A 12,088-nucleotide genomic window follows, 5' to 3' on the forward strand; every position below is an offset into this window, starting at 1 on the left:
CAAGCTAAAAAATGAAATAAATAATATAAAACAATAGATTGCTATAAAAATAGGTTGTAATCATGACAATACTCAGTGAACCGGTAGCTTCTATGCAGCATGATACTCAACTCGAACAGCAGATTTTACGACGTTCGATCTTTTGTACTTTATTTATTGCCAGCATGGGGATCATTTTCGGTATTGTGTGCGGTTCGATGTCGATTATTTTCGATGGTATGTTCTCTGCTTTAGATGCAGGCATGTGCAGTTTATCTTTGTTGGTTTCACGATTACTGGGCCAGCCAAATAGTCGGCGTTTTCAATATGGCTTCTGGCACGTAGAACCTCTGGTCTTGGCCTTTAATGGTAGCCTACTGGCGTTGCTTTGTCTGTATGCCTTTGTTAATGCTATTAAAGGTATTATTGATGGTGGGCGGGAATTAGATCTGGGTTGGGCAATTGTTTATGCCCTGGTGGTCAGCACCTTCTGTTTTACTATTTTCTTAAAGCAGCGACGTTTAAATAAACGCGTTAAGTCTGAATTAATCGCGTTGGATACCAAAAGTTGGCTGATGTCGGCTTGTATTAGTTCTGCTTTATTAGTGGCTTTTTTACTTTCCTGGAGCATGGAAGGGACCCGCTATGAGCATTGGATTGTTTATACTGACCCTGGCGTATTGGCACTGTTAACCTTGATTTTGATTCCTGTTCCGATAAAAACAGTTATATCGGCCGTCCGTGAAGTCTTACAAATGACACCAGATACATTGGATGCTTCGATGGAGACCTTAATGGACAAATTAATGGCGAAGTACAACTTTGTTGATTATTCACATTATGCAACTCGTATTGGCCGAGGGTTGTTCGTTGAAATTCATGTGGTTATCCCGCCTGAAATGGAAGACAGCGGAGTATCCTATTTTGACAAAATACGCGATGAAATCTCTCATGCGATTGGTGAGTCGGGCCCACACCGCTGGTTAACTATTTCCTTTACCCGTAATGCGAAGTGGTTATAGCAAAAAAGTAGTGGGTAAGGTGACGTAACATTAACTAACTTGGATAATGAATAAGATGATTGTTAAACGCCATGTAAAACTTAACCCTATTGATGCGCCACCACGATTTAATGCTATCGCCAAAATAGCGATAAGTGATAGCACCATTGCTGCTCGTAAAGCTAAAGTTATCAATAACATGATACAGGCTAATATCGACTATTTACTTGTATATGCTGATAAAGAGCATGGGGGGAATTTTGAATATCTGACCGGATTTATCCCCCGATTTGAAGAAGCTGCTCTGGTGTTACATGTTTCAGGGGAAGTCTATTTATTGCTGGGCAACGAGAACTTAAAGTTGTCGCAATATGCAAGGATCAGCAATACAGCAATTCATATCCCCTATTTTTCACTGCCAAATCAGCCAATGGAAAACCGTAAGACGCTAGTTGAGTTACTGGCTGATAGTGGCATTAAGCAAGCTAAAAAGGTCGGTGTTGCCGGGTGGAAACTGTTTACCAGTCAGTTGGACGATAATAACCAGCTATTTGATATTCCTTATTTTCTTCTGGATGCAATTAAACAATCTGTTTCATCTGAAACGGCAATTACCAATGCCACAAACCTATTTATTGGCAGTGATATAGCGGCCAGAGTGACGAACAATGCTAATGAATTAGCACATTATGAATATGGCGCTAATCTAGCATCTAACTGTGTTATTAATGCCTTAGCGGCGGTAGACGTCGGCATAACAGAAAAGCAACTTGGCAGCCTATTGGCTGATGAGGGGCAGCCTAATACTGTTATAATCATTGCTGCCACGGGCGAGCGCTTTGAACAGGCGAATTTGTACCCTGGAGATAAAGCAATACAACTTGGCGATAAGATATCTTTGACTACCGGTTTTAAAGGCGGCCTGAGCAGTAGAACCGGTTATGCGGTTCACCATGCTGATGAATTGCCAGCGGCACAAAGAGACTATCTTGATAAAGTGGCTATTCCTTATTACGCCACGGTTGTGACTTGGCTGGAAAATATTCGCATTGGCATGCTGGGTAAAGAGATGTATGCGCTAGTTGAAACTGTTTTCCCTAAGGCGCAATACCACTGGTCATTAAATCCAGGCCATTTAACCGCAGATGAAGAGTGGCTTTGCTCGCCGATTTATTCTGGTTCAGAAGAGAAAATCCGCAGTGGGATGCTATTCCAAATTGATATTATTCCTGCGGTAAAAGGCTATGCTGGAGTGAGTGCAGAAGATTGTATTGCACTCGCCGACCAACCGTTGCGCGATGAACTGGCGGCCCATTACCCTGAGGTTTGGCAAAGAATACAACAGCGCCGTGCTTACCTTAGCAACACACTGAATATTCATCTCAGTGAAGAAATACTCCCGATGTCTAATACCCTGGGGTATCTACGACCTTTCTTGTTGGATAAGTACAGTGCTCTGCAATGCAGCAAGGATGCAACACACTGAAGTTGGCATCTTCCATCACAGGGGCTATTTAGCCCCTGTGATGCGTAATAAACCGAGCGATACTGCAGCCTATTACCCGATTTATCCCCCCTGTTGAGATTTCATGCAAACTGGAGGCGATACTCTTGCCATCTTGTGGCATAATGCGCGCCGAATCACATTTTCTAGTATTCTTGAATACCCCTATTCAGTAATCCAATCGAGAGCGAGCTCTGTGCTAAGTACTAACAATATCACCATGCAATTCGGCAGCAAGCCGCTGTTTGAAAACATTTCAGTAAAATTCGGCGGCGGTAATCGCTATGGTCTGATCGGTGCTAATGGTTGTGGTAAATCCACATTCATGAAAATCCTTGGTGGTGATCTGGTGCCAAGCGCCGGTAACGTCTTCCTAGACCCGAATGAGCGTCTGGGTAAATTACGTCAGGATCAATTCGCCTTTGAAAACAACACAGTGCTGGACACCGTTATTATGGGTCACGGCGAGTTGTGGGAAGTCAAGGAAGAGCGCGATCGCATTTACGCCATGGCTGAAATGAGCGAAGAAGATGGCTATAAAGTAGCTGATCTGGAAGTTGCCTATGGTGAAATGGATGGTTACAGCGCAGAAGCCCGTGCCGGTGAATTGTTGCTTGGCGTCGGTATTCCGGTTGAACAGCATTATGGTTTGATGAGCGAAATTGCACCCGGCTGGAAATTGCGTGTATTGTTGGCGCAGGCTCTGTTCTCTGACCCGGAAATTCTGTTACTTGACGAACCTACCAACAACTTGGATATCGATACTATCCGCTGGTTGGAGCAAGTGCTGAACGAGCGTAACAGCACCATGATCATTATTTCCCATGACCGTCACTTCCTGAATATGGTGTGTACCCACATGGCGGATCTGGATTATGGCGAATTGCGTGTTTATCCGGGTAACTATGACGAATATATGACCGCGGCGACTCAAGCCCGCGAGCGTCTGTTATCTGATAACGCCAAGAAGAAAGCCCAGATCTCAGAGCTGCAATCTTTCGTTAGCCGCTTTAGCGCCAATGCTTCTAAATCCAAGCAGGCAACTTCCCGCGCCCGTCAGATTGATAAAATCCAGCTTGATGAAGTGAAGGCCTCCAGCCGCCAGAACCCGTTTATCCGCTTTGATCAGGATAAAAAACTGTTCCGTAATGCGCTGGAAGTTGAAATGTTGACCAAAGGTTTTGATAACGGTCCACTGTTTAAAAACCTGAATTTGCGCCTGGAAGTGGGTGAGAAAGTCGCTATCCTCGGGCCAAACGGTATTGGTAAATCTACTTTGCTGAAAACCTTAGTTGGCGATTATGAGGCAGATACCGGCACGGTAAAATGGTCTGAAAACAGTAAGATTGGTTACTACGCACAGGATCACGCCAACGAGTTTGAGATTGACCTGACGGTATTTGACTGGATGAGTCAGTGGAAACAGGAAAAAGACGACGAACAGGCTGTGCGCAGCGTGTTGGGCCGTTTGCTGTTTAGCCAAGATGATATCAAGAAGAAGGTTAAGGTACTGTCTGGTGGCGAAAAAGGGCGGATGTTGTTTGGTAAGCTGATGATGCAGCGCCCTAATATTCTGGTAATGGATGAGCCAACCAACCATTTGGATATGGAATCCATCGAATCTCTCAACATGGCATTGGAAATGTACGAAGGCACCTTGATTTTCGTATCCCATGACCGTGAGTTCGTCAGTTCTCTGGCGACGCGTGTAATTGAAATGACACCGAAAAAATTGATCGACTTTACTGGTAACTACGAAGATTATCTGCGTAGCCAAGGTATTCAGTCCTGATTATTTGACTGAGTGTTAATAAGAAAGCTGATGCCCTGCATCAGCTTTTTTTTGCTTTAATACTCAGTGATTGCGAAGCTACGCTTTGCTGCAAACCTCACAATTGGCATCTTTTGCCAGCTTCATACTGCGGAACTCGCCCGTCATGGCATCGTACATCAGAATTCGGCCCGATATAATTTGCCCATAATTAGCCAGTAATTTTATGGTTTCCATCGCTTGTAGATTGCCAATAATGCCCACCAGTGGAGCCATGACCCCGGCCTCAACGCAGGTTAGGGCGTTATCACCAAACAGCCGGCTTAAGCAGCGATAACAAGGCTGGTTTTCCTGATAGGTAAATACACTAACTTGCCCTTCCATGCGGATTGCCGCACCAGAAACCAGTGGCTTATGCTGTGTATAACAGAGGCGATTAAGTTGTTCGCGGCTGGCGACATTATCTGTGCAATCCAATACTAACTGATGCTTAGCTATCACTGCGGAGAGCTGCTCATCATCTAACTGCGCATCAATGGTTTCCAGTTTCACTTCGGAATTCATCTCTGACAGTGTCAGTGCCGCAGAAGCCACTTTAGACATGCCGATGCGGCTATCGCGATGCAGAATTTGCCGCTGCAGGTTAGAAAGGGAAACAGTATCAAAATCCAGCAGTGTAAGATGGCCGACACCTGCCACCACCAGATATTGTGCTGCTGCGCACCCAAGGCCACCTAAACCAACAACTAATACCTTAGCTGCATTGAGTTTTTCCTGACCATCAAAATCAAAACCGCGCAGGACGATTTGCCGGTTATAACGTAGGGTTTGTGCATCGGAAAGTTCAGGCAACATGTCGGCCTCTCAGCAATTGATTGTTCAATGATTCACTAACTCAAGAGCCCATTAAATAACTCGATCTCAACGCTTTCACCGATGGCTACCGAGCCACGTTCCCGTTCCAGGACAATAAAACAGTTACCTTGGCTGAATGAACTGAAAACGTGAGAACCTTGATGACCGGTGGTGCGCACTTGCAGTTCACCATCGGCATTAGTGGAGACAACACCGCGCTGGAAGTCTAATCGGCCCGGCGTTTTTTTCAATTTTGTGGTTGTTTTCGCCTTCAATCGTAATGGCGGATGCCACTCTGAATGACCCGATAATTTAGCGATGAGCGGTTGTACCAACTGATAAAATGTTAGGGCCGCAGAGACAGGGTTACCAGGCAAGCCGCAGAACCAGGCATTTTTCAACTTGCCAAAAGCAAAAGGTTTACCGGGCTTTATGGCTAACTTCCAAAAACCAATATCTCCCAACTCATCTAGCATCTGCTTGGTATAATCGGCTTCACCCACTGAAACGCCACCACTACTAATGACTAAGTCAGCGGCAGCATCAGCTTGCTCGAAAGCTTTGCGCAAGGCTTGTTGGTCATCAGGGATGACACCGAGATCAATAATTTGGCAACCGAGTTGCAGCAGCATTAAGCGCACAGCGAAACGGTTAGTATCATAAATCTGGCCTTCACCTAAGGGTTGCCCGACCGCTTGTAACTCATCACCGGTTGAGAAAATAGCAACTTTCAATGCACGGAATACCGTCACCTCCGCAATACCTAATGATGCCAATAGCGGCAGTTGTGGCACACCTAATCTTACTCCAGCAGGGAAAACGGCGGCACCTTGTTGGATATCTTCACCCGCCAGACGGATATTTTGCCCTGGATGTACATTGCCACTAAATATGACCCCTTGCTCACTCACCGTCGCCTGTTCTTGCATGATGACGGCGTCGGCACCTGCGGGAATTGGCGCGCCAGTCATGATTCGGACACAAGTATTGGCTGGCCACTCATCGTTAAATGGTGCGCCTGCAAAAGCCTTACCGGCCACCGGCAATGGCATTGTGCTGCTAAGCTCATTACAGCGTACAGCATAACCGTCCATGGCTGAATTAGCGAAAGGTGGCACGGCAATGGGTGATGCAATGGCACAAGCTGTGATACGCCCCGCAGCATCAGTGAGTGCGACAGTTTCTGTGGTCTGTAATGGCGTGACCTGTGACAGCATTTTAGTCAGTGCTTGTTCCAGAGAGAGTAAATCCGAGGTATTACAGTGATCCATGCTGAACTCCGTGGTCTGAGGGCATCGTTGCAAAGAGACAATGGGTGCAGGGATGCCTACCAAATAAGAGAGCTATTATGGCAGAGATTGCCATGCGGGTGAATTGATGGAAGGCAAAGAGACTTAGACTGATACTGTCTTAATCAGCAATATTCTTTTTATTAGCAGTGGCCCTTATCAGGCGAAATAGGAGGGGATATGGATTTTCAAAAAATTCTGAAATTCTGGTTTAAAGAGATGGATCAAGCTCTGTGGTTTAAAAAAGACGAGGATTTCGACGCCTATTTACGTCAGCATTTTGGTTCGGTCTGGCAGGCAGCCTCAAAAGGCGAACTGGCTCACTGGCGATGTCATATTGAAGGGCGCTTGGCCGAAATATTAATATTAGATCAATTTAGTCGAAATATGTTTCGCGATTTACCGACGTCTTTCTCTTGTGATGGTATGGCACTGGTATTGGCGCAGGAGGCCGTTAGCAGCGGTCAGGTAGAGCAGTTATCGGAGACACAACGCGGCTTTCTCTATTTGCCCTTTATGCATTCAGAATCAGCATTAATTCATCAGCAAGCATTAGCACTTTATACGGAGTTAGGTAATGAGCTCCAACTGGACTATGAGCTGCGCCATAAAGCGATTATTGATCGTTTTGGCCGATATCCACATCGCAATCATATTCTCGGGCGTGTATCTAGCGCGGAGGAACAAGCCTTTTTGTTACAGCCTGGCTCGGCATTTTAGCTTGCAGAGCTAAAGCATGATGGCTTGGGTATATTCCGCCCCTTTTTCGACGGGCGGAATATTATCTATTATGCCCATTTTTGTCGTTAATCTCGCAAAAAAACTCTAATTACACTGACCTTATTACATATTTATGCCATTGACATCACAGCGGAAAATGAGGTTTTTCCTAAACTGCTGTCAGGGATAGAACTCCAATTGAAACGATATTGTTACCAATATATAACAACATAACAATATATAAATGAGAGTTCAGCGCCTGCATATACTTGGAGCCAGGTTTATGTCGGTATGGACGTCCCACCAGATGACGGAAACATCAATATGGCAGACACAACATCAGTAGATGCGGCATCGACGGAAAGTACAGCAATAGCCACGCATTCAGCTCGGCTAACGGAACAAGCGGATACCCGGCAGAGAATTCGGGCCATTGTTGGTGCTTCTTCGGGTAATTTGGTTGAATGGTTCGACTTCTACATTTATTCATTCTGCGCGCTTTACTTTGCGCCCCTTTTTTTTCCTAACGATAATCCTACGACCCAGTTAGTCCAAACTGCAGGGGTTTTTGCCGCGGGTTTTTTGATGCGCCCAATTGGCGGTTGGTTATTTGGATATATTGCCGATAAACATGGCCGTAAGCTTTCGATGCTAATTTCGGTCTATATGATGTGTGCGGGCTCATTAATGATTGCCTGCTTACCTACTTATGCTTCAATTGGTAGCCTGGCCCCCATTTTGTTATTAGTTGCACGTCTGTTTCAAGGGCTATCTGTTGGCGGAGAATATGGTACTAGCGCCACATACATGAGTGAAGTTGCGGTGAAAGGGCGCAAAGGTTTTTATGCTTCTTTCCAATATGTCACGTTAATTGGCGGTCAATTATTGGCATTATTAGTGCTGGTTTTATTACAGCAGACCCTGCCATCGGAAGTATTACATAGTTGGGGATGGCGTATTCCTTTCGTATTGGGGGCATTACTGGCCGTGGTAGCACTTTACTTACGGCGCTCGCTCAATGAAACTTCGGATGAAAAGACGCGCAATAAAAAAGATGCAGGTAGTTTAAAAGGGCTATGGAAGAACCGCCGTGCTTTTATTATGGTATTAGGTTTTACTGCTGGTGGTTCGCTCTCTTTTTATACTTATACCACCTATATGCAAAAATATTTGGTCAATACCGCCGGAATGGATGTGAAAACTGCCAGCTTAGTCATGACTGCAGCATTGTTTATTTTTATGATAATACAACCATTATTTGGTGCACTATCTGACCGTATTAGCCGGCGAACCTCCATGCTGACTTTTGCTTTATTATCAATGCTGCTCACTGTGCCAATTTTGCATGCACTAAAAGGTGTCACTAGCCCTTATATTGCTTTTGCACTGATTGTCACTGCCCTAATTATTGTTAGCTTCTATACCTCTATTGGCGGATTACTGAAAGCAGAAATGTTTCCACCCGAAGTTCGGGCTTTAGGTGTTGGCTTATCCTATGCCGTCGCCAATGCTATATTTGGCGGCAGTGCTGAATATGTGGCGTTATCACTCAAGTCATTTGATATGGAAAGCAGCTTTTTTTGGTATGTCTCGGCAATGTGTTTCTTAACTTTCCTGGTTTCCTTACGTTTACACCGTAAAGGACAAGAAGTTGAACTATAGACGGCATAATTGCTGCTAATAGTATTTTACTACTGAGGTCGCAATCTTGTGGCTTCAGTAGATACTGGCGATATAATTCTGGATGGTTGCCAGCAAATTTCCCGTACCACAGCATGCATCATTATATCCTTCAGTGTGTCTACGATTAATAACTCGGTCATGGGGGCAACCACCATGGCAAATAGAAAACCACGGGCAATGATGCATTTTTTTAGTAGCCTCATTTTCCTCGTTGATGGCTTGTTGATTATGTGTTGAGTGCGCTAGCAGGTCTGCTAAGTCAGTAGATAATAATGAACCATAAATACTATTTTTATCTCCAACATACTTATCGCAAGGAGAGACGTCCCCATTGGGTTCGAGAGTAATAATTTCTTGTGAGCAATTACCAGACCAATAGCAGGCAGCTGGTTTTTGGCTAGGGTTTCTTAGCACCTTGATAAAGTCGTCAAAAACAGCAATATGTATTTTTTCTTGGTAATCTCTTACCCAAATAGTAAACAGTACTGAGAGGAAATGAATAAACTCGGCATAAGTGATAAAGTTATAGCCAACATATTCACCTTTAACCAACCGATTATCTGGAACGATATTGAGGAACTCAATACAATTTAGTTCGATTGAAATAAAATAGTCTAGCATTTCTCTTATATCAGTTTGATATATATCTCGATCAACAACAATGAGTGCGCCATATAAAATGTTATGCTGGCGAAGTTTTTTTATCCCTTGTGCCACGCGTTCAGATGTTCCTTTCCCTCGATAGTCGATTCTCCGTTTATCATTTATCGTTGGGACTCCATCAAGACTAATTCCGACATTCATACCAATACCTTGGATGAATTTCAACCACTCGTTGGATATATTAACTAAGTTTGACTGCATTGTGTTTGTTATATATTGCTCTGGCCGTTTAAATTGCTGCTGCAACCAAATAAGCTTTTTAAAAAAAGAAGGTTTTAACAGTGTGACTTCTCCTCCATGCCATACAAATTCAAATCTGTTTACATTCGGAATGGCAAGGAGTTGGCGTACAGTATGAACCAATGTATGAAATGAAACCGTCTGATTGGGACCTTCAGCCCATGAGTGACAATAAGTACAGCGCAGGTTACATAAACGCGTTGCCTTCAGCACAATAACTAACTTTTCTGCCTTAATGGCTTTTGCTGAAATACTTTTACTTATTTCTTCATTATATATTTCTAGCTCATCAGTATCTAATAATTGATTGGCTGGGATCTTTCCTATAAGCAAAGCTGATAAGGCTTTATATTCGCAGCTTTCAAGTTTTTTTAAGTTTTGTGAATTTATATTATTAATATCAATGCAATCAATGTTTTTAATTGGTATCTTATTCTCCATAATGTATTCCTATCTTGTCATGTGAAATTGCCGTCTTTCATATTAACTATTTTTTTCCCATATGCAGATGCTTCATCTGAATGTGTCACCATAATAATAGTAGTGCCTTTTTTATTAATATTTTTCAATTGTTGAAGGACCATATGAGCGTTTTTACTATCCAAATTCCCAGTTGGTTCATCAGCTAAAAGTAATGCGGGTTTGGATACCATTGCTCTAGCTATTGCTACGCGTTGTTGCTGGCCACCAGATAATTGTATTGGTTTATGGTCTCTCCGATTCTCAATGTCGAAAATAGTTAATACTTGATCTACTCGTTCAATGCGCTCTTTCTTATTGATTCCACGATATTTAAGAGGTAATGCAATATTATCAAAGACGGATAGATGGGCGATAAGATTAAATGATTGAAAAATATATCCTATGAGTGTTCTTCTCAGCAGGATTTTTTGTGAGTAGTTCAACTTGGAAACATCTTTTCCAGCCAAAGTAAGAGAACCACTATCTAGATTATCAAACATACCAATAATATTGAGTAGTGTCGATTTACCTGACCCTGATGGCCCCATGATGGAAACAAAGTCACCTTTCTCTACAGAAAAATCAAGATGATTAAGAACCTTGGTTTTTATTGTCTTAGTAATGTAACATTTCTGAGCGTTTTGTATATTTATCATGTTATTTAAACTCAATGATAGCATATTCTTTATTATTGGTTTTAGGAGGTACAATAATTTGTTGTCCTGCTATTAATCCTGCTGTAATTTCTGTTTTTATAGCACTTCTTCGTCTGATTTCAACGTAAGATTTAATAGCTTGATCCTTTTCTGGTTGATAGATATAGATAAATTCGTTCCCACCTTTATCTGAAATGATACTTTCTGCAGGTACCAATAAAACATTGTTGTCCTCATCGTTTAGTGAGATTTTTATTTCAATTGACTGTCCCCTTTTTAGCGGGACAGGACTCTGCTGATATGGTATTAGTTTTGCTTTAAATTTACCATTTTCAACAATGGTTGATACTGACTCAATGAGTAATGGAATATCTTGGCCATTTATTTGTGAAACTATCTGGCTCTGTGGGATTATTTTATCTAGATAGTACTCACTGAAATAAACATTGAAATAATAAGACTGTAAGTTATCTATTACAGCAATTTTCTCGCCAGGTTTTATTTGCTGACCTAATTCAATATCTAAAACAGATAAGGTTCCATCAATAGGTGCCGTTATCACTAACTGGTCCATACCATTTTCAATCATTTTCATCATCCTCTCAAGCAGGGAAATAGAATTATCAATACTTCTTAATTGTGAGGGGAATGACGCTCTATTCTTAGAATCATGTACCCGTAGTATATCAATTTTTGCTTGCCAGTTTTTTAATATGCCAACCTGGTATTCTAATTCTGATTTTGCAATCATTGATTTTTTGTCAAGTTCTCGGTGTCTATTTAAATCTTTAGAGATTATAGCAATTTGGTGTTCAGCTTCTTGTAAGCTGATCTTTGTATCTCGATTATCTTGTTCCAGTTGTATTTTCATATTACGCAGGTTATTTATTTTTTCAACAATGGTGGCTATTCTGGATGTTGCTTCCAGCATAAAGTCATAGTTTGATAAATTAGCAATAACATCACCTTTTGCAACAGTATCAAAGGCCTGTTTTGTAATATTAATAACTTTCCCCCCTCGCTCACTTGATACAATTATACTTTCCTTTGGTACAGTAATCGCTCGGGTAATGAGCAGGTCTTGATAAACTTCTGGTTTTATTGTGTGAAAAATAACATCGTCTCGAGATATGAGTAAGGTTTGTTGCTTTGTAGATAAGTAATAAACAGAATAAACACCTGAAATAAATAACAGCAACACGCAAAAAATGATTAATTTAGCATTTTTATTTATAGATGCTTTTTTTTCTATTTTTATATCCATA

10 protein-coding genes are annotated in these 12,088 nt (G+C 42.3%); 5 read left to right on the forward strand and 5 right to left on the reverse strand.

Features of this window, described 5'->3' with window-relative positions:
* Nucleotides 1-62 precede the first annotated feature (62 nt).
* The 3 genes from DJ58_RS02165 to DJ58_RS02155 all read left to right on the forward strand — a co-directional run bounded on the left by DJ58_RS02165 (nucleotide 63) and on the right by DJ58_RS02155 (nucleotide 4,276).
* Nucleotides 63-1,001, forward strand: coding sequence for a cation diffusion facilitator family transporter (locus tag DJ58_RS02165; protein ID WP_004709119.1), 939 nt, complete (start codon nucleotides 63-65; stop codon nucleotides 999-1,001).
* Between the two features lie 46 nt (nucleotides 1,002-1,047).
* Nucleotides 1,048-2,466 carry a M24 family metallopeptidase gene (locus DJ58_RS02160; protein WP_004709121.1) on the forward strand — a complete coding sequence of 473 codons (1,419 nt, stop codon included), beginning with the start codon at nucleotides 1,048-1,050 and terminating at the stop codon, nucleotides 2,464-2,466.
* Between the two features lie 214 nt (nucleotides 2,467-2,680).
* A complete protein-coding gene (locus DJ58_RS02155; protein ID WP_071985036.1) occupies nucleotides 2,681-4,276 on the forward strand; it encodes an ABC-F family ATPase in 1,596 nt (531 codons plus the stop codon).
* Nucleotides 4,277-4,354: 78 nt separating this feature from the next.
* Here the strand turns inward: DJ58_RS02155 and moeB are convergent, their stop codons facing one another.
* Complete coding sequence (moeB, locus tag DJ58_RS02150) at nucleotides 4,355-5,110, reverse strand: molybdopterin-synthase adenylyltransferase MoeB (RefSeq protein ID WP_004709126.1); 756 nt, start codon at nucleotides 5,108-5,110, stop codon at nucleotides 4,355-4,357.
* Nucleotides 5,111-5,145: 35 nt separating this feature from the next.
* Nucleotides 5,146-6,381, reverse strand: a complete 1,236-nt coding sequence (moeA, locus tag DJ58_RS02145) for a molybdopterin molybdotransferase MoeA (protein WP_032913277.1) — start codon at nucleotides 6,379-6,381, stop codon at nucleotides 5,146-5,148.
* 198 nt (nucleotides 6,382-6,579) lie between these two features.
* Between moeA and DJ58_RS02140 the strand changes: the two genes are divergently transcribed.
* Entirely contained in the window at nucleotides 6,580-7,119 is a 540-nt protein-coding gene (locus DJ58_RS02140; protein WP_004709132.1) for a DUF924 family protein, read from the forward strand.
* A gap of 324 nt (nucleotides 7,120-7,443) precedes the next feature.
* Complete coding sequence (locus tag DJ58_RS02135; RefSeq protein ID WP_032911045.1) at nucleotides 7,444-8,781, forward strand: MFS family transporter; 1,338 nt, start codon at nucleotides 7,444-7,446, stop codon at nucleotides 8,779-8,781.
* Nucleotides 8,782-8,835: 54 nt separating this feature from the next.
* Here DJ58_RS02135 and darE read toward each other — a convergent pair whose 3' ends face one another.
* The 3 genes from darE to darC are packed head-to-tail and all read right to left on the reverse strand — an operon-like array spanning nucleotide 8,836 to nucleotide 12,087.
* Nucleotides 8,836-10,146, reverse strand: a complete 1,311-nt coding sequence (gene darE / locus DJ58_RS02130) for a darobactin maturation radical SAM/SPASM protein DarE (protein WP_004709135.1) — start codon at nucleotides 10,144-10,146, stop codon at nucleotides 8,836-8,838.
* 17 nt (nucleotides 10,147-10,163) lie between these two features.
* Entirely contained in the window at nucleotides 10,164-10,823 is a 660-nt protein-coding gene (gene darD, locus DJ58_RS02125) for a darobactin export ABC transporter ATP-binding protein (RefSeq protein ID WP_032913278.1), read from the reverse strand.
* Between the two features lies 1 nt (nucleotide 10,824).
* A complete protein-coding gene (gene darC, locus DJ58_RS02120) occupies nucleotides 10,825-12,087 on the reverse strand; it encodes a darobactin export ABC transporter periplasmic adaptor subunit (protein WP_004709139.1) in 1,263 nt (420 codons plus the stop codon).
* Between the last annotated feature and the right edge of the window lies 1 nt (nucleotide 12,088).

Source organism: Yersinia frederiksenii ATCC 33641 (assembly GCF_000754805.1).
Classification (GTDB): Bacteria; Pseudomonadota; Gammaproteobacteria; order Enterobacterales; family Enterobacteriaceae; genus Yersinia; species Yersinia frederiksenii.

Excerpts from the sequence above, each read along its gene's own strand:
- DJ58_RS02165 (WP_004709119.1), top strand. The coding sequence starts at position 63 with ATGACAATACTCAGTGAACCGGTAGCTTCTATGCAGCATGATACTCAA.
- DJ58_RS02160 (WP_004709121.1), top strand. The coding sequence starts at position 1,048 with ATGAATAAGATGATTGTTAAACGCCATGTAAAACTTAACCCTATTGAT.
- moeB (WP_004709126.1), bottom strand. The coding sequence starts at position 5,110 with ATGTTGCCTGAACTTTCCGATGCACAAACCCTACGTTATAACCGGCAA.
- moeA (WP_032913277.1), bottom strand. The coding sequence starts at position 6,381 with ATGGATCACTGTAATACCTCGGATTTACTCTCTCTGGAACAAGCACTG.
- DJ58_RS02140 (WP_004709132.1), top strand. The coding sequence starts at position 6,580 with ATGGATTTTCAAAAAATTCTGAAATTCTGGTTTAAAGAGATGGATCAA.
- DJ58_RS02135 (WP_032911045.1), top strand. The coding sequence starts at position 7,444 with ATGGCAGACACAACATCAGTAGATGCGGCATCGACGGAAAGTACAGCA.
- darE (WP_004709135.1), bottom strand. The coding sequence starts at position 10,146 with ATGGAGAATAAGATACCAATTAAAAACATTGATTGCATTGATATTAAT.
- darD (WP_032913278.1), bottom strand. The coding sequence starts at position 10,823 with ATGATAAATATACAAAACGCTCAGAAATGTTACATTACTAAGACAATA.
- darC (WP_004709139.1), bottom strand. The coding sequence starts at position 12,087 with ATGGATATAAAAATAGAAAAAAAAGCATCTATAAATAAAAATGCTAAA.